25 protein-coding genes are annotated in these 23,683 nt (G+C 53.9%); 15 read left to right on the top strand and 10 right to left on the bottom strand.

The features are described 5' to 3' along the window. The first annotated feature begins 338 nt into the window (after nt 1–338). Entirely contained in the window at nt 339–848 is a 510-nt protein-coding gene (locus LBW89_RS23345; RefSeq protein ID WP_148451744.1) for a Crp/Fnr family transcriptional regulator, read from the top strand. A gap of 63 nt (nt 849–911) precedes the next feature. On the opposite strand, the gene hmpA is transcribed toward LBW89_RS23345, so the two are convergent. Next, nucleotides 912–2,129: an NO-inducible flavohemoprotein gene (gene hmpA / locus LBW89_RS23340; RefSeq protein ID WP_148451745.1), complete on the bottom strand. Its 1,218-nt coding sequence runs from the start codon at nt 2,127–2,129 to the stop codon at nt 912–914. A 446-nt stretch (nt 2,130–2,575) separates the two neighbouring features. On the opposite strand from hmpA, the gene LBW89_RS23335 reads away from it, so the two are divergent. Beyond that, entirely contained in the window at nt 2,576–3,238 is a 663-nt protein-coding gene (locus tag LBW89_RS23335) for a YitT family protein (protein ID WP_225040564.1), read from the top strand. A 49-nt stretch (nt 3,239–3,287) separates the two neighbouring features. On the opposite strand, the gene LBW89_RS23330 is transcribed toward LBW89_RS23335, so the two are convergent. Beyond that, the gene (locus LBW89_RS23330; protein ID WP_148451746.1) at nt 3,288–3,470 is read right to left on the bottom strand and encodes a hypothetical protein; all 183 of its coding nucleotides are present in this window, start codon (nt 3,468–3,470) and stop codon (nt 3,288–3,290) included. A 71-nt stretch (nt 3,471–3,541) separates the two neighbouring features. Continuing rightward, nucleotides 3,542–4,036: a DinB family protein gene (locus LBW89_RS23325; protein WP_225040562.1), complete on the bottom strand. Its 495-nt coding sequence runs from the start codon at nt 4,034–4,036 to the stop codon at nt 3,542–3,544. Nucleotides 4,037–4,166: 130 nt separating this feature from the next. Here LBW89_RS23325 and LBW89_RS23320 point away from each other — a divergent pair, with 130 nt between their 5' ends. Next, complete coding sequence (locus tag LBW89_RS23320) at nt 4,167–4,718, top strand: CGNR zinc finger domain-containing protein (RefSeq protein ID WP_225040560.1); 552 nt, start codon at nt 4,167–4,169, stop codon at nt 4,716–4,718. Between the two features lie 86 nt (nt 4,719–4,804). Here LBW89_RS23320 and LBW89_RS23315 read toward each other — a convergent pair whose 3' ends face one another. The 3 genes from LBW89_RS23315 to LBW89_RS23305 are packed head-to-tail and all read right to left on the bottom strand — an operon-like array spanning nt 4,805 to nt 7,212. Beyond that, nucleotides 4,805–5,536: an ABC transporter permease gene (locus LBW89_RS23315; RefSeq protein ID WP_225040558.1), complete on the bottom strand. Its 732-nt coding sequence runs from the start codon at nt 5,534–5,536 to the stop codon at nt 4,805–4,807. 12 nt (nt 5,537–5,548) lie between these two features. Next, a complete protein-coding gene (locus LBW89_RS23310) occupies nt 5,549–6,298 on the bottom strand; it encodes an ABC transporter permease (protein ID WP_225040556.1) in 750 nt (249 codons plus the stop codon). Next, a complete protein-coding gene (locus tag LBW89_RS23305; protein ID WP_148451751.1) occupies nt 6,295–7,212 on the bottom strand; it encodes an ATP-binding cassette domain-containing protein in 918 nt (305 codons plus the stop codon). Before LBW89_RS23305 ends, LBW89_RS23310 begins: the two co-directional genes overlap by 4 nt. A gap of 170 nt (nt 7,213–7,382) precedes the next feature. Here LBW89_RS23305 and LBW89_RS23300 point away from each other — a divergent pair, with 170 nt between their 5' ends. After that, complete coding sequence (locus tag LBW89_RS23300) at nt 7,383–8,096, top strand: response regulator transcription factor (RefSeq protein ID WP_148451752.1); 714 nt, start codon at nt 7,383–7,385, stop codon at nt 8,094–8,096. Nucleotide 8,097: 1 nt separating this feature from the next. Then, nucleotides 8,098–9,483 (top strand): sensor histidine kinase, encoded by a 1,386-nt coding sequence (locus LBW89_RS23295; RefSeq protein WP_225040554.1) that lies wholly within the window; start codon nt 8,098–8,100, stop codon nt 9,481–9,483. Between the two features lie 108 nt (nt 9,484–9,591). Here LBW89_RS23295 and msrB read toward each other — a convergent pair whose 3' ends face one another. Together msrB and LBW89_RS23285 are read right to left on the bottom strand one after the other, a co-directional pair. Beyond that, nucleotides 9,592–10,578 (bottom strand): peptide-methionine (R)-S-oxide reductase MsrB, encoded by a 987-nt coding sequence (gene msrB, locus LBW89_RS23290; RefSeq protein ID WP_148451754.1) that lies wholly within the window; start codon nt 10,576–10,578, stop codon nt 9,592–9,594. A gap of 106 nt (nt 10,579–10,684) precedes the next feature. Further along, nucleotides 10,685–11,290 carry a TVP38/TMEM64 family protein gene (locus LBW89_RS23285; RefSeq protein ID WP_213504702.1) on the bottom strand — a complete coding sequence of 202 codons (606 nt, stop codon included), beginning with the start codon at nt 11,288–11,290 and terminating at the stop codon, nt 10,685–10,687. Nucleotides 11,291–11,634: 344 nt separating this feature from the next. On the opposite strand from LBW89_RS23285, the gene LBW89_RS23280 reads away from it, so the two are divergent. Further along, on the top strand, nt 11,635–12,342 hold the full coding sequence (locus LBW89_RS23280; protein ID WP_225040552.1) for a TerC family protein: 708 nt from the start codon (nt 11,635–11,637) through the stop codon (nt 12,340–12,342). Nucleotides 12,343–12,412: 70 nt separating this feature from the next. On the opposite strand, the gene LBW89_RS23275 is transcribed toward LBW89_RS23280, so the two are convergent. Then, entirely contained in the window at nt 12,413–13,243 is an 831-nt protein-coding gene (locus LBW89_RS23275) for an AraC family transcriptional regulator (RefSeq protein ID WP_148451757.1), read from the bottom strand. A 147-nt stretch (nt 13,244–13,390) separates the two neighbouring features. Between LBW89_RS23275 and LBW89_RS23270 the strand changes: the two genes are divergently transcribed. From LBW89_RS23270 to LBW89_RS23230, 9 genes are all read left to right on the top strand, one after another. Beyond that, nucleotides 13,391–14,464, top strand: coding sequence for a Gfo/Idh/MocA family protein (locus LBW89_RS23270; RefSeq protein WP_225040550.1), 1,074 nt, complete (start codon nt 13,391–13,393; stop codon nt 14,462–14,464). A 53-nt stretch (nt 14,465–14,517) separates the two neighbouring features. Beyond that, entirely contained in the window at nt 14,518–15,288 is a 771-nt protein-coding gene (locus LBW89_RS23265) for a sugar phosphate isomerase/epimerase family protein (protein ID WP_225040548.1), read from the top strand. After that, nucleotides 15,281–16,363: a Gfo/Idh/MocA family protein gene (locus tag LBW89_RS23260; RefSeq protein ID WP_148451760.1), complete on the top strand. Its 1,083-nt coding sequence runs from the start codon at nt 15,281–15,283 to the stop codon at nt 16,361–16,363. Before LBW89_RS23265 ends, LBW89_RS23260 begins: the two co-directional genes overlap by 8 nt. Nucleotides 16,364–16,408: 45 nt before the next feature. Further along, entirely contained in the window at nt 16,409–17,377 is a 969-nt protein-coding gene (locus tag LBW89_RS23255; protein WP_213504698.1) for a sugar phosphate isomerase/epimerase family protein, read from the top strand. A 188-nt stretch (nt 17,378–17,565) separates the two neighbouring features. Then, nucleotides 17,566–17,883, top strand: coding sequence for a winged helix-turn-helix transcriptional regulator (locus LBW89_RS23250; protein WP_148451762.1), 318 nt, complete (start codon nt 17,566–17,568; stop codon nt 17,881–17,883). A 60-nt stretch (nt 17,884–17,943) separates the two neighbouring features. Next, nucleotides 17,944–18,513, top strand: coding sequence for an NAD(P)/FAD-dependent oxidoreductase (locus LBW89_RS23245; protein WP_148451763.1), 570 nt, complete (start codon nt 17,944–17,946; stop codon nt 18,511–18,513). A 353-nt stretch (nt 18,514–18,866) separates the two neighbouring features. Continuing rightward, nucleotides 18,867–21,302, top strand: coding sequence for a nitrite reductase large subunit NirB (gene nirB, locus LBW89_RS23240; protein ID WP_225040546.1), 2,436 nt, complete (start codon nt 18,867–18,869; stop codon nt 21,300–21,302). A gap of 32 nt (nt 21,303–21,334) precedes the next feature. Next, a complete protein-coding gene (nirD, locus tag LBW89_RS23235) occupies nt 21,335–21,673 on the top strand; it encodes a nitrite reductase small subunit NirD (protein WP_148451765.1) in 339 nt (112 codons plus the stop codon). 43 nt (nt 21,674–21,716) lie between these two features. Beyond that, nucleotides 21,717–22,496 (top strand): formate/nitrite transporter family protein, encoded by a 780-nt coding sequence (locus LBW89_RS23230; RefSeq protein ID WP_148451766.1) that lies wholly within the window; start codon nt 21,717–21,719, stop codon nt 22,494–22,496. Between the two features lie 437 nt (nt 22,497–22,933). Here LBW89_RS23230 and LBW89_RS23225 read toward each other — a convergent pair whose 3' ends face one another. Further along, a complete protein-coding gene (locus LBW89_RS23225) occupies nt 22,934–23,650 on the bottom strand; it encodes a Crp/Fnr family transcriptional regulator (RefSeq protein ID WP_148451767.1) in 717 nt (238 codons plus the stop codon). Nucleotides 23,651–23,683 lie beyond the last annotated feature (33 nt).

Genomic DNA, 23,683 nt, shown 5'->3' with positions numbered 1-23,683 from the left:
GCTTGCGATAGACCGGTTGAACCGTTCTCTTCGAACGACTGTAAAGACTATCTGATTTTTTAAAATTGACGATTTTGTTTTTGGTGTCATCTTGCCTATGGCGACAATTTAATTATGAAATTAACTTCATATGCAGGAATTCTATGTTATCAAGGTTATCTGAGGGGGGGCTAGTAATAATCGCACCCCTTCAGGGGTAGGCAAAAGCGGCAACGGCCTAGTAGCTTGAACGTAGTAAAAGCTAGCGCCTTTAGACGCGAGCCGGTAATAAGGGCGAAGAGTTTGATATTTTTTGCTATAATGAAAGCAATAGTGTCTATGGGGAATGGAGCGATGGCATGATTTTGCATAAAGGAGAAATTTTATTCCGCCAGGGGGATGAAGGGCTGTTTTTGTACCATATCAAGAGCGGTCTGTTTAAAGTAACCCGGCTGCACGAGAACGGCAATATGGTTCTGTTTAATATTTTATATCCCGGTGAAACGGTTCCCCATCATTCTTTGATTTCGCCAAAAGAGACGCACGGAACGGCTATTGCGCTGATGCGCAGCGAGGTGGAGGCCATTCCGGCGCAGGAGTGGTACCGGGAATTGCAGGAGGATCCGAAGAAGCCGTTGGAAATCGCGCGGCTGCTTCAGGAGAAAGTCCGGTTCATGCAGGAACGGTTGGATCACCTGACCGTCGGTACCCCGGCGGAGCGTTTGGAATTGCTGACCAAATGGCTCGGACAGCACGCCCATGGCGTGCCGCTGACGGAATATTTGACCCAGGAGGAGATCGGCCAATTGATCGGCGTCCGCCGCGAAACCGTGAACCGTCTGCTGCGTCAGCACGCGGCCTCCGAATAAAACAACCCCGGCAAAGACCGTATCTTGCGGATCTTTGCCGGGGTTGTTTTTGCATTTCAAGGCTTAATTCATTTCGTTTTCCAAGCTGTCCGCCGGTCCGAAGAATTCGAAATGAATCCGTTCCTGCGGTACGCCCCATTCCTTGAGCGCACGGTTGATCGCCCGCATAAAGGGAACGGGACCGCAGAAATAGAAGTCCGCTTCGGGGCTCGCGACCGATTGCAGCCAGGGCAAGTCAATGTAGCCGGTTTTGTCGCAGCTTTCGCCCGGGGCCGGCGTTTCATAAATATGATAGGCGGTGAGCCGGTCCGCATGCCGGCTTGCCAGCTGGTCGATATGCTCCTTCATCGCGTGGTGGCTGCCGCAGCGGGCGGCGTGGATGTAAGTTGCTTTGCGGCTGCCGCCTTGCCGGAGCATCGTTTCCAGCATGCTGACCATCGGCGTCAAGCCGACCCCGCCGCTCAGCAGCACAACCGGCAGGGTCTTGCTTTGGTCCAGCATGAAGTCTCCGGCCGGAGCGCTGATCTCCAGCACATCGCCCTCCTGGATCCGGTTGTGCAGATAGGTGGATACAATCCCGGCGGGCTTGTCGCCGATAGCATCTTCGCGCTTGACCGAGATTCTGTAGTATGGTTGCCCGGGAGCGGCCGATAAACTATAGTGGCGGAGATGCGTGAACTCCTGACCCTCTGGTTTGACGCGAACGGTGATGTACTGACCGGGTTCATAGTCGGCGATCTCTTTCCCGTCCTCGGGTTTCAGGTAGAAGGAGGTGATGACGTCGCTCTCCTTGACTTTGCGGTCCACCACAAAGCGGCGCCAGCCCCGCCAGCCGCCTTTTTTCAGCTCGGCTTCCTTGTACATTTCCGCTTCGACGCTGATAAATACATCCGCGATAACGCCGTAGGCTTTGGCCCAGGCAGCGATAATTTCATCCGTCGCGGCGTCGCCGAGCACGGTCTTGATCGCCGCCAGCAGATTTTCGCCGACGATCGGATAATGCTCCGGCTGGATGCCCAATGCGCGGTGTTTTTGGGCGATCCCGCGGACGACCGGAAGAATTTCCTCCAGCCGATCGATATGGGCGGCCGCCGCGTAAACGGCGTTGGCCAAAGCCGTAGGCTGCTTACCCTGACGCTGATTGGCGTGGTTAAAAATATTAAGCAGTTCGGGGTGGTTTTTGAACATCATTTGATAGAATTGTTTGGTAATGGTCTGTCCGTGGACTTCAAGCACCGGAACGGTGGACTTGATTACTTCAATCGTTTTGGTATCTAACACGATCAAACCTTCTTTCTGTTGGCTTATTCCTTTACATAACAAGTATAGACAGCCCGATTGCGGCGGAATTGTGAGTTTGGTCACATCAAAAATTTCTGAAATGTGAATTTGAAGAAAATGCAATGAAAATTATCACACTTCCGGGATAATTTAATGTTTCCCTGGGGCAAGCTGTTTAGTCATCATGAAGACTGTGTTATAATAAGAATAGATAAAAAACAGAAAGGATCAGGATACCATGTGTTCCCGAAGGACGAATTCCCCAAGGACGATTTGGAAACGTTATGATCTCTCTTATACTTAGCTTCTTTCGTGGAGCGTCGGTTTACGGCCAACAACCCTACGAAAGAAGCGTGTGATGATGCGAAGGATGAAGTCCTCAAGGACCTTCTTTGGCGTAGGGGATGGCCGTAAGGTCAACAAATCTACGATAAGAGGGATTCCGAATGAGGAAATGGACAGATTGGAAGATTGACGGCAAGTCATGGATGACGATGATGTTCGGAACGTTTGTATTGGCATTTACGTATTATCATATTAATTTTCAGAACGGCTTGTCCGAAGGCGGTTTTGTCGGCTTGGCTCTGTTGGGCAAGTATTTGCTTGATGTGCCTCCGGCGCTTTCGATGATCCTGATGGACATTCCGATTTTTATTGCGGCGTTCTTTTTGCGAGGCAGAAAGTTTATCGTAAATACGCTGATAGCCTCGATGGCCTTTTCGGTGCTCTATGATCTTTGCGAGCGGTTTTCGCCGCTGCATATCGATCTCGGGGCCAATTTACCGCTGGCGGCTCTTTTGTCGGGCCTGTTGACCGGTTTCGGGGCGGGGCTCGTCATACGAAGCGGCGGCGCCACGGGCGGGGATGATATTTTGTCCCTGTTGATCAGCCAGTGGTCCGGCATCAAGATCGGAACGGTGTTTATTCTGCTCGACGCCGTCGTTCTTACGATTTCGTTGCTGTATTTACCGTTTAGAGAAACGATGTATACTGTGATGGCCGTTTTGATCGCCGGCAAGATGATCACTTGGACCGTTCATTATGGAAGAAGAGAGGTCGCGCCGCGGCCAGTTCCTTATGGCATGAAAAAGAAAACAGCTCGAGCCTAAAGCCCGAGCTGTTTTTTTGCGCATTTTTTTAAGATGACGCTTCTTGATTCTATTTCTCCTCCGCGGGATGGTTCTTGTCCCATTCCTCCGCTTTGGCGGTGCCGATGGCGATGGCGCGCCCTTCCTCATAGCCTTCATCAAGCAGGGCATTGGCGATTTCAACCGCTTTGTTTCGCACCCGGGGGCTGAGATTCTTCATGGACGGCGGATAATCCTGCTTATTCCACGGCATGGCGATCTCCTCCTTCTCCTTGTCTCTTCAGTATCTCATTACCCCTCAGGCGGATGCGGAAAACTTGGGAGTTAAGTTCGCCAGGAGCCCTGCTGCTTGCGGATCAGTACAATCTGGCCGGCATGGTACGCATCGTGGAGCAGCCAGCGTGCGATCTCTTCGCCGAGCGGCACGTGGCTTGCCTTACTGGAGTATGGGGCCTGCAGGTCACTTTCCTGCAGGGCGGCAAGAGCCTCGCGAAGAGCGGCTGCGGTCCGCTCCGTCTCGGTGACGAGGGCGCTCCATCCTTCCGCGCCCGAGGGATGCTCCAAATCGCCGAACGTTTCTTCGTTGGTTTGAACCCCGGGCGCATTGGCGATGTTCCGGAGACGGTTGAGAATTCGTTTGTTGAAATACTGGATATGGTTGAGTGTTTCGCGGATGGAATTGCCGCCGCCCGGCGGCTTCCATTCCGCTTGCTCCGGCGTCAGGCCCCGCAGGGCAACCGACAGCGGAACGACCCATTCCTCGTGGTCCCAGGTATTGTCCTTCTGCAAAACGAGTAAGTCAACAGCATTCGTGCTCATTGTCCCATCTCCTTTTCAATGTAACTGGTGAAGTGGCAATTAAGGGGTTACAATGAGATTGTAGCATACTAAAGATTGGATGTAACTACTTAAATTAATATTAGATAGTTACAGGGAAGGCGGGACTGATTTGGAAACGCTGTGGAGCGATTTTATAAATAGCGAATGGCATGATTGGAAAGGAAGCGGGCGTTCCGAGGACCGGCTGGGGCAAGAAAAATGGCAGCGCTATTTTCTAACGCAATGGCAGTTGCCGGCGCCTGTTCCGGCGGACGAAGATACGGTCGCGGCGATGAGAAGCTTCCGTGAACGGCTTCATGGGATGTCCGTACGGTTAGCCGCGGGGAAGACGCTGGCGGAGGAGGATTTCGCTTACCTTAATTCCATCCTGGATAAGGGGGCGGTTAAGCGGAGGATAGAACCGGAGAGCGGCTCGGTTCGCATGCGTTTGCTCGGGGTCGGCGAGAACTGGGAACAAGTCATGGCCGAGGTGGCCGCGAGCTTCGCCGAGACGTTGATCCGGGGGGAAGGCGCGCGAATCCGGGTTTGCGAGAATCCCGACTGCCGCTGGATTTTCTATGATGATACCCGGAACCGGACCAAGAAGTACTGCGATCATAAAATGTGCGGGAACCTTATGAAGGTCCGCCGGTTCCGCGCCAAGCGGAGGGAAGAAGGGTGAAGTTGACGACCTGCGCATGACGGCAACTTCACCGGGTTCCCGGGAATGATCCGCTTTTCAAACAAAACCGACTTCGGGTAAGGCCATCAGGAGGTGGCGATATCCCGCTTTTTCAAACGTCGGATAGACGCGGAACAAAAAATGAGCATATAGGCCAGATTCACCGTCCAAAACAATAAGTTTTGAGCGTCCGTCAACTCATTTTGATTCAGCGCGCCCATCCCGATCGTGAGGAGGGAAAACGGAAAGAACAGGCCCAGTTTGGCGACATACATCCCCAAACCGAGCATGACCGCGCAAAGACTGATGCCAATGGGCGTAGCGAAGCTGCGGATTCGCAGCGATAACGAAAGCTGCAGTGCCACGACGGATAAGGAAGCGTACCAGCCCCGCAGCATCCAGCCAACCGTTTCCATGGGGAACGGCCCGGGGAGGGAAAAAAGCGTGCCCGCAAGCCAATAGAACCCCATAAACAGCACCTGGGCAAGCAGAACCAATAGGCCGACGACGATCCATTTGGCCAATACCACGCTGGCGATCGAGACGGGAGCGGTTAATGTGACGTTCCAGTTTCGGTTCAGGTGCTCCAGCCTACACACGTAGGAACAGCAAATGGCAATCAGGATAGGCAGGAAGAACTCTCCGTAAAACAGGCCGACCTGCGTCCACAGACTATACCAGCCGTTATTCAGGACGCCTTGGTTGAAATAAAAATTGGCGCATCCGATCAGCAGGCTTAGGATCGGCAGGGCGGCGAGCGCGAAGCCGATCCGGGAATGCCGCAATTTGAGCCATTCAGCGGAAATACTCCTTAACATCAAGTTTCCTCCTTAGATTTCCTGCCGGGTAACGTGAAGATTTCCGGCGGTATAAAGCAGGAGCGCTATTATAAATGCGGCCGCACTCCATCCATAGTCGAGCGGCTGTGACACATAGACGCCCGATGCGTCGGCGTAACGGTAAGTAACGGGGCTGAGATCCAGGTAGTAGGACCATAGCAAAACATGTCTGACCGCGGCGGGAAAAAGCCCGGACGTCATGCCGATCAGCCCGCCCAACATACCGAGAGACAACGCGAAAGTTTGATTTTTGACGGCGAGGGAAATCCACTGCTGCAGCGCCGTAACCGCAAAAGTCGTCAGCGTGGCGCCTGCAAGAAACCGGGCCAGCATACCGACCGGCGGAGCGTCGGACATATTCATGACAAGGCCGAATACGGTCATGAGCAGAGCCTGCCCAAGAAGGCCGAAGAAGAGCAGGCTGTTGGCGCAGATATACTTTGCCGCATAAAGACGGCTGCGGCTCACATTGGTGGCCGCCAGCATTTTCCACGTGTTCCCTTTGTGTTCCATGTCGCAGACGCGGGAGACCACGATGGCCGATAGAATGGGCATAAAGAGCCCGTTCATGGAGGCGATCGTAAAGAGGACGGACTCCCATACGGCATGATCGGGATTGCGGGCGATGGAACGGCTGACGGACATGAAGGTCCACAGCAGCTCCACGGCGAGAAACAGGAGAATCATGATCCCTATTTTTTTGCGGCGAATTTTGAAGTATTCCAATCCCAACAGGTTCACAAGCTTCGCCCCTTTCCCGTCAGCTCCAGGAAAATATCCTCCAAACTTTTGCTCTGCTCCTCGATTCGGATAACGGGAATGTCCTGCGCGACAAGCAGTCTGTTGATTCCCGCCACCTGCGCATCGTCAAGATCGCCAAGCTCAAGACGGCCGTTGTTCTGGACCGGATGGTAGCCTTGGGTAAGCAGCAAGCGTTCCGCGCCGGCGTTGTTTCCCGTTTTGAGCGTGATGGAAGTGCTGCTCTTTCTCCGCAGGCTATCCATAGTGCCCTGAAACAACAAGTTGCCTTCGTTGATAATGCCCACTGTGGTGGCGATTTGTTCGACTTCCGACAGCAGGTGGCTGGAGAGGAGTACCGTCATCCCGTAACGCCCGGGCAAAGACTTGATAAGCTCGCGGATTTCGCCGATGCCGGCGGGGTCCAGGCCGTTCGTCGGTTCGTCGAGAATCAGCAGTTTGGGAAAAGAGAGAAGGGCCATGGCGAGCCCTAGCCTTTGCTTCATGCCGAGCGAGTACTGTTCGGTTTTTTTGTCTTTTTGATTCTCCAGCCGTACGATCCGGAGCGCCTCATCGACGTTGCGGTCGGGCGCGTTTCGCAGGCGTTGGATGATCCTCAAATTTTCCAATCCCGTCAAATGTCCGTAGTAGGAGGGGGATTCGATTAGCGACCCGGTGCGCTTTAGAATAAAAGGGCGCTGTTTGCTCAAGCTTTGCCCAAAGAGCCGCAAACTCCCTTCCGTAGGCTTGATAAGCCCGAGCAACATTTTTAGTGTGGTGGTTTTACCGGCTCCGTTCGGGCCCAAAAAACCATAGATTTCTCCCTCCCCGACCACAAGATCGACTTTATTGACGCGGTGGATGCCCGCATAAGTTTTGGTCAGGCTTTGCGTTTGTACGATAGCCGAAGCGCTCATATGTACCGTCAACTCCATTCCGGTGATATTAGTTTAGGATATCTCCTTAGGTTCACTTTATAGGGCCCGGCTTTCCCGATGCTGAAGAGAACCTTACATCAACCTTAAATGAAGGGCATCGGCTCGGATTGTCCGCATGTTCATGTATAATGAAAGTCGGGTGATACAGGATGGAGAATATGAGAGACAAAAAAATATTAATTGTCGATGACGAACCGGAAATCAGGATGATGATTGAAAGATTTTTGAGAAAAGAGGGCTTTTTTCGCATTTATTCGGCGGCGGATTGCGCTTCGGGCTTATCGGTATGCCGAGCGAACAAACCGGATATCGCGATCCTCGATATCATGCTGCCCGATGGCGACGGATTCTCGCTGCTTTCTTCCATTCGCCAGTTCTCCAGTATGCCGGTCCTCTTTCTATCCGCCCGGGGCGAAGATGAAGACCGGTTGCTGGGGCTGGGGTTGGGGGCCGACGATTACCTCGTGAAGCCGTTTTTGCCGCGCGAGTTGGTTCTGCGGTTGATGGCGATCTTAAAACGGGTATATTCCCCTGCCCGGGAAGAAAGTCTCCCGGTTTTCCGGTTGGGCGGCCTGACCGTCGACTTGGAAGGAGCCGTCATCCTCGGAGGGAGTACGGACATGCCGCTAACCGCCAAGGAACACGGCATCCTTGTCAAGCTGTATGAAAACCGCGATCGGATCGTGACGAACGATGCGCTCTGCCAGGCCGTTTGGGGGGACGACAGCTACGGCTACGAAAATACGCTGATGGTCCATATTCGACGCATCCGCGAGAAAATCGAGCCGGATCCCTCCAGCCCGATATACCTCCTAACCGTAAGAGGACTGGGCTATAAGCTGCTGGTAAAGGAGAAGCATTAAAGTGGAAGCGATTCTTCGGATTTTACGCCGGTTCGTCGCCACGACCATTCTCGTTTCGATCGGTGTGCTTATTTTTAACTTCGTGTTGCTTGGCGTTTTGGTGTTTAAGGAAATCAGTCAAGCTCCCTCTCCCGAAGGCGTAGTCAAAAAAGTCGCCCAAGGCTTGGGCAAGCGGGACGGCGGGTATCGGTTGGACGAGCGCGCGGCCGAACTGCTTACGCAACATCGGGCCTGGGCCATGCTGCTCGGAGAAGAGGGAAAGGTGGAGTGGGACTATCAACTGCCGTCCGATGTGCCGCGGAGCTATAATCTGATCGAGGTAAGCCAATTTTCGCGCTATTATTTAATGGAATACCCGGTCTACATCTGGAAGCACGGTGACGGCCTGGTTGTGGTGGGATACCCGAAGAAAAGCCATTGGAAATATCAATTGGATTTTCTGCCCGAATGGGTTAGATCCTTGCCGCTGCGACTCCTGACGCTGCTACTGCTCAACGTGACGCTTGCTCTGCTGGTCTCTGTTCTGATCGGCACGCGGCTGATCCGGAGGATACGTCCTCTTGTGGAGGGGGTGCTGCGGCTTCCGAGGGAAGAAACGGTCGAGCTCGACTCCAAAGGGATATTCGGGGATTTGGCCCGGAGCATTAATTCCGTATCGGACATGCTTCAGAAAAAGACAGCGTCGTTGAAGGCAAGGGATGAAGCGCGTTCCAACTGGATTGCCGGGATTTCCCATGATATCCGGACGCCGTTGTCGATGATTCTCGGTTACGCGAGCGAGATGGAGGACAGTCCGGACCTGCCGCAGGAGCAGAGGCACCAGGCGGGAATTATCCGGCGTCAGGGCGAAAGGCTGCGCTCGCTTGTAAGCGACCTGAATTTGGTCTCGATGCTCGAATATGAAATGCAGCCCTTGCATATGAAGCCCGTGAGACTGGCGGTGCTGGCGAGACAGGTGGTTGCGGATCTTTTGAACAACGGGCTGGACGAGCGTTACGACATAGAATTGCAACTGGCCGACGAGGCGGTTCAGATCAACGGGGACGAGAAGTTGCTGCTTCGGGCTATTGAAAATCTGGTGCAAAACAGCGTGCGCCACAACCCGCAAGGCTGCAGGATCGTAATACGAAGTTCTCTGTCCGAGGACCGCTCACGGTACCGTCTGATCGTAACGGACGATGGGAAGGGGATCCCGCAGGAGCAGCTGGCTGAAATTACCGAGCTGCCGTATTCCTCAAAAAGGAAGAAGCCCGTTCAGCAAGGCCATGGGTTAGGGGTGCCGATGGTCGCGAGGATCGTGCAGGCGCACCGGGGCGAGCTTACGCTCGAAAGCGGCGGGGAGCGAAGCGGGCTTCAAGCTGTCATGGAGTTTCCTTCACTCCTGTGAAGCCGGACTTCGTCTATTGGGCCTATCGATACGAAAAAAGCGGCAGCCGGCGGGAATGGGTTCTTCCCGCCGGCTGCCGCTTTGTCTTCCTGCGAAGCGATAACTTCGTTATTCGTTCTCGGAAGGAGAGTCGAACAAATAGAGATATTCTCCGTAGCCTTCCTTCTCCAAATCCTCTTTCGGGATAAAGCGGAGAGCCGCGGAATTGATGCAGTACCTCAGTCCCGTCGGTTCGGGTCCGTCTTCGAACACATGTCCCAAATGGGAGTCGCCTTGCCGGCTGCGGACCTCCGTCCGAATCATAAAGTGGCTCGTGTCGGTCTTTTCCTTGATGCTGTACTCGCGCAGTGGCCGCGTAAAGCTCGGCCAGCCGCAGCCCGCATCGTATTTATCGCGCGAGCTGAACAGCGGCTCGCCCGAAACGATATCCACATAGATGCCGTCTTCCGTATGATCCCAATATTCTCCGGTAAACGGACGTTCCGTGGCGTTGTTTTGCGTTACTTCGAACTGAATCGGGGTTAGCCGTTTCTTGAGCTCCTCGGGGTCGGCCGGACCTGACCAATGGCGCTCGATGAAATCCTCGCGTCCCGATCCCTTGCGGTAACGCTTGTAGTGCCCCGGATTCTTCTTGTGGTAATTTTGATGGTATTCCTCGGCCGGGTAGAACGGAGCGGCGGGCAGGATTTGCGTAGCGATCGGTTTGCTGAACCGGCCGCTTGCGGCTAGCTCGCGCTTCGACTGCTCGGCTTCTTCACGCTGCCGTTCATTATGATAAAAAATCGCTGTCCGGTAAGATTCGCCGCGATCATGGAATTGCCCGCCCTCATCGGTGGGGTCGATTTGCTGCCAGTAAAGCTCTAGGAGCTTGCGGTAAGGAAAGATAGCCGGGTCAAATTTGATCTGTACGGCTTCATAGTGACCGGTTTGTTCGGAGCACACTTCTTCATAAGTCGGATTCTCCGTCCTGCCTCCGGTATACCCCGAAATGATGCCATGGATGCCCGGGAGTTCCTCAAAGGGCGAAACCATGCACCAAAAACACCCTCCGGCAAAAGTGGCCAGCTCCAGTTTGGAAGCCTGCGATGGATTCAAGCTGATCCCTCCGTTTCGATTTGGCGATTAGTTAAGGTCATGAGTCGGGGGTGATTCCGGCTTCCATTATAGCGTGTTTTGGCAGAAATCCCAAACCGCCCGGTGGTCAGGTTTTCCATAATTTCCGGTACACCGTTAAAATAGCGAGAACAAACAGCATGTAAACGGCAATGGCTCCGGCGGCAAGCCAGGGGCGATCGAACAGGGAAGCGCCCAAATAAGCATAGAAGAACATGCTGGGCAGTTTGCCGATAACCGATGCGGCGAGATAGACGGAGAACCGGATTCCGTAAGCGCCGGCATAAACATTCACGGCCGTTTGCGGCAGAACCGGGATCAGCTTGCAGACGACGATCGCTGTAAAAGGACGCCGATCGATCGCCGCCGTTATGCGTTCGAGCGGCTTGAACCGGCCGCTCCATCCGCGGGCGGCATGGCCGAAACCGTAGGCGGCTCCCCAGTAATACGCCGCGCCCGCCAAGGTGGAGCCGATCAGCGTGATGAAGCCGCCCCAGAAAGCTCCCGCCGCAAAGCCCGCCGCCGCGATGACCAGCCGATAAGGCATGACGGGAAAGACGGCCAGCAGCGTGGACAGGGCGAGAAGCATCCAAAGCGGCGGCCCCGCGGTCAGCCAGCGGGAGAGCTCATGCCGGCAAGCGAAAGCCAGAACAAAGGCGGCGGCATAAACCGCCAGCGCCATCCAATTTTTCATGAAGACTCCTCTCAACCTCATTCTATCTAAATACTATATCAGTTCATGTATCTCTCAAACTTGTCGACGGAAAAATCTAGCGCTTTTATCATCGCCATGCTATAATAATCTCAATTTAACATGCATGGTTCCCAAAGGGGAGTAGCTGTTACAATAAAGTCGTCATTACGGGTTGTAAGCCCCGGCTTTATTGGCAACCTTTCGTTGTTAGCGAGACCTTTGCCCGGTGCGAGTATTGGGTAAAGGTCTTTTTGATGCGTATATGCGTCGTGCCCAATACAAGCACGGCGTATTTTTTTTGCGCCGGAAGCCAGCGTATGGATAGGACAGAAAGGGGAGAGAGCATGGATTTTTTGAGTGTAGATTTTTGGACCGCCCTATTTTCCATCATCCTGATCGACCTTGTACTGGCCGGTGACAATGCCATTGTAATCGGACTTGCGGCGAGAAACGTTCAGAAGGCGGACCAGAAGAAAGTCATTTTGTGGGGAACCCTCGGTGCGATCATCGTTCGTGTTATCATGACGGTCCTGGTGCTGCAACTGCTCAATATTCCGGGACTTCGTCTTGTCGGGGGGCTTGCGTTGCTATGGATCGCTTACAAGCTGCTGGTAGAAGAGAAGAGCCACGAGATTAACGCCGGCAACCAAATGTGGGCGGCCATCCGCACGATTATCATCGCCGATACGATGATGGGCCTGGACAACGTGTTGGCCGTCGCGGGCGCCGCACACGGCGATTACACGCTCGTCATTGTCGGACTGGCCGTATCGGTGCCGATCATGGTATGGGGCAGTACGATCATCCTCCGGCTGACGGAGCGTTATCCGGTCGTCATTACGATCGGGGCGGCCGTTCTGGCTTGGACAGCCGCGAAAATGCTGGTCGAAGAGCCGTTGATTCATGACTGGTTCGCGATGGCATGGGTCAAGTACGGTTTTGAAGTCATCGCCATCATCCTGGTCGTCGGCATCGGACTCATGATGAAGAAGAAGAAAGAGCGCTTGAACCAAATCGATCAAAAGCTAAAACAGGGCAACCTGCCGACCTAAGGCCGGATAACCCCGCTGAACCTAAACGCCGCCGTCGACTTCCGCCAGGAAGGGACGGCGGCGTTTGCTTTCAGTTCGGTTCGGCGCCGGTATTCCGGGCGGTTTGGCGGTACTGCTTCGGCGACATGCCGAAACGTTTGCGAAACACCTTGTGAAAGTAGTTATAGCTCGGAAATCCAGAGCTTTCGGCCACATGCTCCAAAGTCAGCGGGCTGAAAATGATCCGCTCGCGGGCCATGTTCAGCCGGACCTCGAGCGTGTACTGGATGATGCTCGTGTTGAACGTTTCCTTGAACAGGTGGACGGCACGGGAAACGCTGATTCCCACATGAGCGGCGGCGTCCTCCAACTTGAATGGAATGGCGGCGTTTTCCTCGATATAATTTTTGATCCTGTGGGCAAGGTAGGTCGGATAAGTGGTGGGCAGCGGCTGCTGCAGCAAATTCCGGTCGATATCCATGCACAGAATCTTTAGGTAATATTCGGCGATTTCGGGAGAAGGATTGGAAATCCGCCGCTGCTCCAGCATAATCTGCCGGAAAACCCCGAGAATCCCTTCGGAGAGAGGGACCTTGACTTTTCTCGGGCGGTCCGTTTTAGTCCACCAGGATTCCACCCATTCCCCGGCCAGAAATATATGATAATCCCCGCTGTTTACCACAGGCTCCCCAAGCGCCGTCTCCTCGGCGTCGATCCGCAGCTCATAGGGCTGGCCGGGGGCGACGAGCAGAAGATCCCCCGGTTCCAGCAGCTCCAGGTTGCCGGACAGGCGGGTGCGGCAGCGGCCGGAAGCCTGCAGCCGAATCAGGTAACTTTCTAAACCTTCCGGCTGGAAAATGTGGAAAGGCTTGCTGTGAAGCGAATAACCGGCTAGCAATATCTGCAGGTTTTTGTGATCCATAAATGGCTTTCCCCTGTACTTTTAAAAAAATAATGACCAGATCGTTCATGTTTTAATCATATTATTCATTTTACAATAAGACAATTTGAAATACCATGTAGGTGAGTCTAATGACACCACGATCGCTTCCTGGGAGGAGTGATGAGAATGACAAAAATGAAAGTCGGGATGATCGGCTGCGGGAACATCAGCCCTGCCTATTTAACGTATCTCGCCCGGAGCGAAGTCGTTGAGGTGCATGCCTTGGCCGATCTGCTACCCGAAAAGGCTCATGAGCGGGGAGCCGAGTTCGGCATTGCAAACGTATGCACAGTGGAGGAATTGCTGAATCATCCGGAAATCGAACTGATCCTGAATTTGACGGTCCCTTCGTCGCATGCTTCGGTTAATATGAATGCGCTTCAAAAAGGGAAGCACGTTTATGTGGAGAAGCCTTTATCCGTCTCGCTCGAGGAGGCGAAAGCGACGCTGGAGTTGGCCGAAGCCAAGGGGCTGCGCGTCGGCTGCGCTCCCGATACTTTTCTCGGGGCGGGTATCGAAACGAGCCGGCGAGCCATCCAGGATGGCTTGATCGGCAAGCCTGTAGCGGCCACCGCGTTTATGATGGGCGGCGGTCCGGAAAATTGGCATCCGAATCCGGCGTTTTTCTATGCCGAGGGCGGCGGTCCGATGTTTGACATGGGGCCCTACTATTTGACCGCGCTCGTGCAATTGCTGGGGCCGATTTCGCGCATTAGCGCGATCGTCTCCCCCCCGGGTCCCGAGCGAAGTATTCAAACGGGACCCCGGGCGGGCGAGAGCATCCCGGTACGGACGCCCACGCATTACAGCGGGAGGCTGGGTTTCGCCTCAGGGGCGGTGGGCACCTTGGTGACCAGCTTCGATATCCCCGGCGGAAGCGCGCTTCCTTCCATGGAGATTTACGGTACGAAAGGAACGCTGAGCGTGCCCGATCCGAATTATTTCAACGGCGAGGTCAAGGTGCGGCTTCACGGCGACGAGGAGTGGCGTCCGGTGCCGCCGGCGTTTGAGAGCGGACCGAATGAGCGGGGGCGTGGCCTGGAGGATATGGCGAGGGCGATTGCGTCGGGCGAAGGGCATCGGGCCAGCGGGGCCGCGGCCTACCATGTACTTGAGGCGATGCACGCATATGAGCGTTCATCCCGAGAGGGCCGCCATATCGAGCTGTCCAGCGCATTCATGCTTCAAACCGCCAAATGACGAGCCATAATATGGCCAACCCACCAAAAATCCAATTGTAGAGGTGATTAATTATGGTTAAAGTAGGTTTACAGCTTTATACCGTACGCGAAGCCATGGAGCGCGATTTTGAAGGTACGCTTCGGAAGGTCGCCGGTCTTGGCTACCAGGGTGTGGAATTTGCCGGATTTTACGGGCGGACGCCCGAACAGGTCAAGGCGATTCTGGAGGAGACCGGCCTGGTTGCTTTAGGAGCCCATACATCGTACGGACGGCTTCTTCACGCTTTGGATGAAGAGATCGCGTTTAACAAGGCGATCGGCAACCGCTATCTTATTTTCCCTTATTTGGAGGAGAAAGACCGCGAACGCTGGGAAGAAGTCATTGAAGACATGAAGCGGATCGGTCAAAAATGCGTCGACGCGGGCATGGTGCTCTTCTATCATAACCATGAATTTGAATTGACCGAGGAGTTGGACGGGCAGCCCGTTCTGGACGCCATCTTCGCCAAAATTCCGCCGGAGTTGATTCAGATGGAACTGGATTCCTGCTGGGTCAGCTATGCGGGATTCGATCCGCTGGAGTATATTTCAAGATACAGCGGGCGTCTGCCTTTGCTTCATTTGAAAGACATGGTGATCAAGACGGACGGAACGGCGGAGACCGTGGAACTCGGCCAAGGGGAAGTGGCGATCAAGGATGTTGCCGACGCGGCGATCTCCGCAGGCGTGGAATGGCTTGTCGTAGAGCAGGATCATTGCGCCGGCGACGCGTTGGAGAATATCAAAACGAGTATGGATTGGGTGCGGGATTACGGAAATCAAGGAGGACGAATCAATGTCTAAAATTTTGAAAGTTGCGATTATCGGTTGCGGGGGCATCGCCAACGGCAAACATTTGCCGAGCCTGGCGAAACAGCCGCAGGTTCAAATGACGGCGTTCTGCGATATCGTTGAGGAGCGCGCGGCCAAGGCTGCGCAAGAGTACGGCGCGGAAGGCGCGAAAGTTTATACGGATTACCGCAAACTGCTTGAAGAAACGGATGTGGATGTAGTTCACGTCTGCACGCCGAATGATTCCCACGCGGAAATTACGGTCGCTTCGCTGGAGTCCGGCAGACACGTCATGTGCGAGAAGCCGATGGCCAAAACGGCGGAACAAGCGCGTCAAATGCTGGATGCGGCCAAACGGACCGGGAAAAAGCTGAGCATCGCTTACCAGAACCGCTTCCGCGACGACAGCTTGTTCCTGAAGCAAGTTTGCGAAAACGGCGAACTGGGCGATATCTACTTCGGCAAAGCGCTGGCGCTGCGACGCCGGGCGGTACCGACTTGGGGGGTATTCCTGGACGAAGAGAAACAAGGCGGGGGCCCGCTAATCGATATCGGCACCCATGCATTGGACTTGACGCTGTGGCTGATGGATAACTACGAGCCGAAAAGCGTAACCGGGTCGGTGTTCCATAAGCTGGGCGGCCGTGCGAATGCCGCCAACGCGTTCGGCCCTTGGGATCCGGAACAATTCAAAGTGGAGGATTCCGCCTTTGGCTTCATTACGATGAAGAACGGAGCGACGATCGTACTGGAGTCCAGTTGGGCCCTCAACGTCCTCGACTTCGGGGAAGCGAGAACCTTGCTGTGCGGCACGGAAGGCGGGGCGGATATGAACGACGGGCTGCGTTTGAACGGCGAAAAATTAAGCCGGCTTTACGAAACGAAAGTCGATTTCGGATCCGGCGGGGTGGCGTTCTTCGAGGGTCAGCAGGAAAACGATGCGACCCGCGAAGCCAGATACTGGGTAGAAGCCATCCTTGAGGACAAGGAACCGCTCGTTAAGCCGGAGCAGGCCCTTGTTGTAACGGAAATTCTTGAAGCGATTTACGAGTCGGCGAAAACAGGAAAAACGGTATATTTTGACTAATTTATAACAAGACACTCAAAACATCTTGATATAGGAGGTAGGGACATGAAGTTAGGTGTTTTTATGGTTCTGTTCGGCGGCCGCCCGTTTGAGGAGGCGCTGGATCTTATCGCCGCGCAAGGGTTGAAAGCGGTCGAGATCGGCACGGGCGGACATCCCGGCAATTCGCACTGCAATCCGGACGAACTGCTGGGCGATAAAACGGCCCTCAGCAATTTCAAGAAAGCGGTGGAGTCTCGGGGCTTGACCATCAGCGCGCTAAGCTGCCACGGCAACCCGCTCCATCCGCAAAAGGCGATCGCCCAAGAATTTCACGACGTTTTCGTAAAAACGGTGCAGTTGGCTGAACAATTGGAAGTTCCGGTTGTGAATACCTTCTCGGGCTGCCCGGGCGATCACGAGGACGCCAAGTATCCGAACTGGCCTGTGGCTCCCTGGCCTAACGACTTCCAGGAGATTTTGGACTGGCAATGGAAGAACAAAGTGATTCCTTACTGGACCGAGTGGGGAAAATATGCGGCGGACCACCATGTAAAAATAGGGCTGGAGCTCCATGGAGGATTTTCCGTTCACACGCCGGCCACGCTTCTCCGCTTGCGCGAAGCGGCGGGCGAAGTGATCGGAGCGAACCTGGATCCGAGCCATATGTGGTGGCAGGGCATCGATCCGGTTCAAGCGATTTCGATTCTGGGCCGCGCGGGTGCGATTCACCATTTCCACGCCAAAGATACGACGATCGATCCCGTGAATGTGAATCGCCACGGCATTACGGACATGCAGCCGTACACGGCTATGTTGGACCGCGCATGGCAGTTCCGGACCGTCGGCTTCGGGCATGACATGAAGACCTGGGCGGACATTATCAGCGCACTTCGTCTGCACGGTTACGATTACGTAGTAAGCATCGAACATGAAGATGGCCTGATGTCCACCGAGGAAGGCTTCACCAAGGCCGTGAAGAACCTTCAGCAAGTGCTGATCGAAGATTCGGCGTCAGACATGTGGTGGGTATAACTGGCGGAGAAGGGAATATAATTTAGCAGTAGCGGCTGCCGCCCGGCAGCCGTTTTTTTGAGAGCATCAAATTCGCACCCCTTCCCTTGGTGTTTTTTTGCACAAAAATATGCTATGATGAAATATACTAACTAAATGTAAGCTAACACCGATAAATCCGGTTTTAACAACGATGGGGTGAGAACGTTATGGAAGAAAACCAGCATGCGATGTGTCCGCGTTTTGAGTCGGCCTTCGTCATCCTCGGCAAACGTTGGAACGGTCTGATTATTCATACGCTGATGAGCGGACCGAAACGGTTTAAGGACATATCCAACGGCATTCCGGCCATGAGCGATAAAATGCTCTCCGAACGAATGAAGGACTTGGAGAACGAGGGGATTGTAGTCAGACATGTCTACCCTGAAACCCCCGTACGCATCGAATACGAGCTTACGGAGAAGGGGAAGGCGCTCAGTCCGGTAATGGAGCAGGTCCAGCACTGGGCGGAGGCGTGGATCGAGTAGGACAACGTGCCGTTATCCTGCGGGGAGGCGGCACGAAATATATGGAAAGTGGGTGTACTTGTGGCTGAGGTAATCGTAATCGGAGCGGGACCGGCTGGTTCCAGCGCAGCCTTGTTTCTCGCTAAGGCAGGGAAGGAGACCCTCGTTCTGGACAGCAACGCCAGTATGACGAAGCGGGCTTGGATTGAGAACCATTACGGGGCAAAGGATATTTCCGGTCCGGATTTGCTGACAATCGGTCGGGAGCAGGCCCAGAAATTCGGCGCCAAGTTTATCGAAGAGAAGGTAACGGTAGTCGATACGAACGGCGGCTCCAAGGTGACGGTAAAAACGGAGAGCGGCCGCAGTTACGAAGCGGCTCATGTGATTCTGGCGACAGGCGCGTTGACCGAACTGGCCAACACCATCGGCCTGAATCTGGTGGAAGGCCGCGAGCCGCGAATCAAGACCGTCATCGAAACCGACGGGTTCGGACGCACAAGCAAGCCGCGGGTATGGGCGGCAGGTACGGTTGCCGGTGTAAGCGTTCACACGATAATTACCGCAGGTGACGGAGCGAAGGTGGCCATAGAGCTTATCAGTGAGCTCAATGGCGAACGCTACGTCGATCATGACGTATTAAAGAACTGATCATACAGTCCTATTCCTTGCCAAAAGCCTCCCAGACTTCCTAAGCGGGAGGTTTTTGGCGTAAAATTGACAAAAACAAAGTGACTGCAATCACATAGTTCTATTTTAGTGTATCGTAGTTTAAAGTCAGTACATTTGTGACTATAGAGATCCAAAAACCGGGTTGGGAGGGTGATTTTCTATTTTGCAATAGAGAATTGCAAGAAAGTTTGAATATTTTTGTGATATTTTTCACAATTATTGTGAAATGGATCACACATTAGTTTGAATTTTAAGTATATAATCGAAGCATAGAACGATACCAAGGACGATGCAGTTAGAATCCGCGTCAATTTGAAGGAGGCATTTCCGATATGGGGACAGATAGAGAAAAGCTTGTGGTGATCGGCAATGGGATGGCCGGGATCAGCACCGTTGAACAGATTTTGAAGTTGACAAAGAAATTTGACATTACCGTTTTCGGGAGCGAGCCGCATCCGAACTATAACCGGATTATGCTTTCTTACGTTTTGGAAGGCAGCAAAACGATCGATGATATCGTGCTGAACGATCTGAATTGGTATCGCGAAAACGGGATTACCCTGCATACGGGAACAACCGTAGCGAAAATCGACGAACAGGCCAAAGAAGTGGTGACCGTAGACGGCATGCGCGTACCTTACGATAAGGTGCTGATCGCCACCGGCTCGAATTCGTTCATCCTGCCGATTCCGGGCAGCGATAAAGAAGGGGTAGTCGGTTTCCGCGATATCGCAGACTGCAATCAAATGCTGGAAGCGGCGAAAACTTGCCGTACAGCCGCCGTTATCGGCGGAGGTTTACTGGGGCTCGAAGCGGCCAAGGGGCTTGTGCAGCTAGGGATGGATGTCACCGTCGTTCATTTGATGGAAGATCTGATGGAGCGCCAACTGGACCACCAGGCCGCATCGATGCTCAAGGCGGAGCTTGAGCGTCAGGGCATCAAGTTCAAAATGGGAGCCCAAACGACGGAATTGCTGGGCGATACCCGGGTAAGCGGTCTGCGCTTTGCGGACGGTACGGAGCTTGCGGCCGAATTCGTCGTGATGGCCGTCGGAATCAAGCCGAATGTGGCGGTGGCCAGGGAAAGCGGGATTGAAGTGAACCGGGGGATCGTGGTCAACGACTACCTGCAAACTTCGATGGACGGCGTCTACTCGGTCGGCGAATGTACCGAGCACCGCGGGGTTTGCTACGGCCTTGTCGCCCCTCTTTTCGAACAGGGGATGGTGCTGGCCAAACATATCAGCGGCGTGGAGACGGCCCCTTATGAAGGCTCGGTCGTGTCGACCAAACTTAAAATTTCGGGAGTCGACGTATTCTCGACCGGCGAATTTATCGATGGACCGGAACATACCGTGATCGCCAACAAGGACGACTGGAAGCGGACCTACAAGAAGATTTTGCTGAAAGACGGCGTTATGGTCGGTGCCGTTCTGTTCGGGGACATTACCGATTCGGCGGAACTGCAGAAGCTGATTAAGCAGAAAACGGTGATGACGGATGAGCTGTACGATTCGCTGATGGGAACCGGCTGCTGCGGCGGCGGGGGCAAGAAGACGACCTCGGTCGAAACGATGCCGGATGAAGAAATTGTCTGCGGCTGTAACGGGGTAACGAAAGGAACGATTGTCGACGTTATTACAAACCAGGGGCTGACGACGGTCGATGAGATCAAAGCGTGCACAGGAGCAACCCGCTCGTGTGGCGGCTGCAAACCTGTGGTGGAACAAATTCTGCAGTATGTTCTCGGCGATGGTTTCAAGGAAACGGCAAAACAAGGCATCTGCAGCTGCACGACGCTGAGCCGGGATGAAATCGTGGCGGAAATCAAGGAGAAAGGGCTGCAAACCACCAAAGAGGTCATGAATGTGTTGGGCTGGAGCCAGCCGGAAGGCTGCTCGAAGTGCCGGCCGGCCATCAACTACTACCTGGGCATGCTGTACCCGGATACGCACGAAGATGAGAAGGAATCGCGTTTTGTTAATGAGCGAATGAGCGCGAATATTCAAAAGGACGGAACCTACACCGTCGTTCCGCGGATGTACGGCGGGGTGACGACGCCGGAGGAATTGAAGCGCATCGCCGACGTTTCGGTCAAATACGATGTGAAAGTCGTAAAAGTCACCGGCGGCCAGCGGCTTGACCTGATCGGCGTGAAGAAGGAAGATTTGCCGAAGGTTTGGGAAGAGCTCGATATGCCGTCGGGCTACGCTTACGCCAAATCGCTACGCACGGTTAAAACTTGCGTGGGCTCGCAATTCTGCCGCTTCGGGACACAGGATTCGATGGGCATGGGCGCTACGTTGGAACGCAAATTCGAACGCCTGGACTTCCCGGCGAAATTTAAATTGGCCGTGAACGGATGCCCGCGGAACTGCGCGGAATCGTGCACGAAGGACATCGGCATCGTCGGCAACGACGGCGGCTGGGAAATCTTTGTCGGCGGCAACGGCGGGATTAAGGCGCGGCTTGCGGATTCGCTCTGCAAGGTGAAAACCGACGATGAGCTGATTGAAATTGTCGGGGCCGTCATGCAATACTACCGGGAAACCGGGAACTACCTGGAAAGAACCTCGGAATGGGTGGAGCGCATCGGATTGGATGCGATCAAAGCCGCGGTGGTGGATGATCCCGAGAACCGCAAGGCGTTGATGGAACGGATCGAGTTCGCGCTCAAGCAAGTGGAAGACCCTTGGAAGAAAATGCTTCGCGAAGGCGAGCAAAGCGGCAAGTTGTTCAATCGCCTCGAGGTCAGCAATCAATTATAAGAATCGCGCGAAAGAAAGGAGAGAATGTGAGTATGGAAAAAGAGAAGGAGTTTTACCCTGTCGGAGCGTTGGATGAATTTCTGGTTCAAATCGGCCGCGTCGTAGAGGCCGGGGGACGGCAGATCGCCGTCTTCCGTCTCTCGGACGGACGGGTATTCGCCGCTTTGAACAAGAATCCCCATCCCAAAGGCGGACCGCTTGCGGAAGGCATCGTGTCCGGACACTATTTGTACGACCCGCTGTACGACTGGAAAATCGACTTGACTACGGGGCTTGTCCAGGCTCCGGATACCGGGCGAGCGGAAATGGTACCGGTAAAGGTGGAGGACGGCCAAGTCTGGATTGCGGCAGGGGCGCTCCAACCGCAATAGAGCAGTACATTTTTTGAGGAGAGAGTTTGGGGAGGAAGAGACGATGTTTACGCAAAGTGTCGAGACCATTGTAGAAGCAGCCGTTAAGAAAAAGGAGAAAATGAATGAAAGCCTGCTCCGATATTTTGTATCCACGCTTTTGGCGGGGGCTTACGTAGGCTTGGGGATTATCCTGATATTCAGCGTCGGGGCCCCGTTGGCCGCCGCCAAATCCCCGTTTCAGACGATGGTCATGGGGATGTCCTTCGGGATCGCGCTGACCCTGGTCATCTTCGCCGGTTCCGAACTGTTCACCGGAAACAATATGTTCTTTACGGCAAGTACGTTGGCCAAAAGAACGACGGTAGGGGATACCCTGAAAAACTGGGGGATCGTGTTCCTCGGCAATCTGGTAGGAGCGATCATCCTGTGTTTGCTTATCGTTGGTTCGGGGTTGTTTAAAACCGCGGCGCCGGAGCATCTCCTGTTTGCGTCGGCGGCCAAGAAGATGGGCGCTCCTGTAATGGAACTGTTCTTCCGCGGCATTTTGTGTAACTGGCTCGTCTGCCTCGCTATCTGGATGGCGAACCGGGCGAAGGACGACATTTCCAAGCTGGTGCTGATCTGGTGGTGTCTTTACGCCTTTATCGCCAGCGGGTATGAGCATAGCGTCGCCAACATGACCTTGCTCAGTTTGTCCGTGCTCCTGCCGAACCACCCGGAAACGGTCAGCCTTGCAGGCTGGTTCCACAATATGATCCCGGTCACGCTCGGGAATATTGTCGGAGGCGCCGTGTTTGTCGGTATGGCCTATTGGTTCATCTCGCCGGTTCGGAAGAAATAATTGAAGAAACAGTTGTATTGTTACAGACTGACCGCCTCAACGGGATAATCCGGTGGGGCGTTTTTTTATGTTTTTTATGTTAGGTTAAGGCAACCCTAGCTTGATTTGAAGCGGACATATGGATTGTGTAATTCTCGGAAAGTTCACGATGAGGAAGCGTCATTTCGAAGAAACGGAGAGGCTGAAGTCCGTATAGCCGGCAGGAAAGAATCGGGGAGAAATTACATTTCGATAAGAACATGAATCGGATAAGGGCTATTGTTCTATAGCGGATAACAACGTAGGGGATTTAGAAGAAGCCTTTTCGGGGGATGGCCACGAGGCTGGTTGAATAGATAGGGGGAGTCGAGAGCGATTTTGAACATCATGACCTCATGAACTTCAAAACCGGCAAGCAGCCTGGAGTCCTCATCTTCCAGGCTGCTTAGACAATCGAGTCAGATTCGGCAGATCTCGTTCGGGCACAGTTCGCAATGGCAAATGTCCTGGAGCATGACCAAATCCTTGATCACAATCATCCCGTTCTCGTATTCCAACGCGTCTTTCTTGCGCAGATCGCTTAGCATCCGGTTTACACTCTCGCGTGTGGCGCCGATCATGTTGGACAGGTCGGTGTGCGTGATCTTCTTGTTGATCAGAATGTTGTCACCGTGCTGTTCGCCGTAAGTGTTGCTCAAACGGATCAGAGTCGAGCAGAGGGCGCCGGGTTTGCCGTACATCATCAAGTCGCGGAATTTGGTCTGTGTCAGGCGGTGGTGGATTCCCATCCATTTCATAAAGTCGATGGCGAAATCGCAGTGTTGGCAAATCATGATTTCAAGATCCTTCTGTTCGATAACGCCGATTTCGCTGTCCTCGATGACTTCGGCGGTGAAGCTGTGCTTGGTGCTGAAGAAAGGATCGGCCTGGCCGACCATATCGCCGCGTCCGTACATGTATAGGATCAACTCTTTGCCTTCGTCGGTGGATTTCGTCAATTTGATCCGGCCGCGCTTCACGTAGAACAGTTTATCGGAAAAGTCGCCCTCCCAAAAAAGATGGGTTCCTTCGGGGTACGTCTTGTCTTTCATCGTTACAAGTAGCCGGTTGAAATTTTGCTCTGTAAAGCAGCTAGTATTGCCGCGGGGCTGTGTGGTGCTCACCATTTCACTCATTTTAATTTCCCCTTTGCACTCCTAAGTTATCTG

It is taken from the genome of Paenibacillus sp. alder61, assembly GCF_020179875.1.
Classification (GTDB): domain Bacteria; phylum Bacillota; class Bacilli; order Paenibacillales; family Paenibacillaceae; genus Fontibacillus; species Fontibacillus faecis.
The sequence above is the reverse complement of the archived record's forward strand: the minus strand, read 5'-3'. Positions and strand labels throughout refer to the sequence as shown.

Bases quoted from the DNA above. Each gene is read 5' to 3' on its own strand.
- LBW89_RS23280 (WP_225040552.1), top strand. From the start codon at position 11,635: ATGGATTTTTTGAGTGTAGATTTTTGGACCGCCCTATTTTCCATCATC.
- LBW89_RS23255 (WP_213504698.1), top strand. From the start codon at position 16,409: ATGAAGTTAGGTGTTTTTATGGTTCTGTTCGGCGGCCGCCCGTTTGAG.
- LBW89_RS23305 (WP_148451751.1), bottom strand. From the start codon at position 7,212: ATGAGCGCTTCGGCTATCGTACAAACGCAAAGCCTGACCAAAACTTAT.
- nirD (WP_148451765.1), top strand. From the start codon at position 21,335: ATGGAAAAAGAGAAGGAGTTTTACCCTGTCGGAGCGTTGGATGAATTT.
- LBW89_RS23345 (WP_148451744.1), top strand. From the start codon at position 339: ATGATTTTGCATAAAGGAGAAATTTTATTCCGCCAGGGGGATGAAGGG.
- LBW89_RS23230 (WP_148451766.1), top strand. From the start codon at position 21,717: ATGTTTACGCAAAGTGTCGAGACCATTGTAGAAGCAGCCGTTAAGAAA.
- LBW89_RS23260 (WP_148451760.1), top strand. From the start codon at position 15,281: ATGTCTAAAATTTTGAAAGTTGCGATTATCGGTTGCGGGGGCATCGCC.
- LBW89_RS23330 (WP_148451746.1), bottom strand. From the start codon at position 3,470: ATGCCGTGGAATAAGCAGGATTATCCGCCGTCCATGAAGAATCTCAGC.
- LBW89_RS23285 (WP_213504702.1), bottom strand. From the start codon at position 11,290: ATGAAAAATTGGATGGCGCTGGCGGTTTATGCCGCCGCCTTTGTTCTG.
- LBW89_RS23335 (WP_225040564.1), top strand. From the start codon at position 2,576: ATGAGGAAATGGACAGATTGGAAGATTGACGGCAAGTCATGGATGACG.
- LBW89_RS23225 (WP_148451767.1), bottom strand. From the start codon at position 23,650: ATGAGTGAAATGGTGAGCACCACACAGCCCCGCGGCAATACTAGCTGC.
- LBW89_RS23270 (WP_225040550.1), top strand. From the start codon at position 13,391: ATGACAAAAATGAAAGTCGGGATGATCGGCTGCGGGAACATCAGCCCT.
- nirB (WP_225040546.1), top strand. From the start codon at position 18,867: ATGGGGACAGATAGAGAAAAGCTTGTGGTGATCGGCAATGGGATGGCC.
- LBW89_RS23300 (WP_148451752.1), top strand. From the start codon at position 7,383: ATGGAGAATATGAGAGACAAAAAAATATTAATTGTCGATGACGAACCG.
- LBW89_RS23315 (WP_225040558.1), bottom strand. From the start codon at position 5,536: ATGTTAAGGAGTATTTCCGCTGAATGGCTCAAATTGCGGCATTCCCGG.
- LBW89_RS23275 (WP_148451757.1), bottom strand. From the start codon at position 13,243: ATGGATCACAAAAACCTGCAGATATTGCTAGCCGGTTATTCGCTTCAC.
- LBW89_RS23325 (WP_225040562.1), bottom strand. From the start codon at position 4,036: ATGAGCACGAATGCTGTTGACTTACTCGTTTTGCAGAAGGACAATACC.
- LBW89_RS23265 (WP_225040548.1), top strand. From the start codon at position 14,518: ATGGTTAAAGTAGGTTTACAGCTTTATACCGTACGCGAAGCCATGGAG.
- LBW89_RS23250 (WP_148451762.1), top strand. From the start codon at position 17,566: ATGGAAGAAAACCAGCATGCGATGTGTCCGCGTTTTGAGTCGGCCTTC.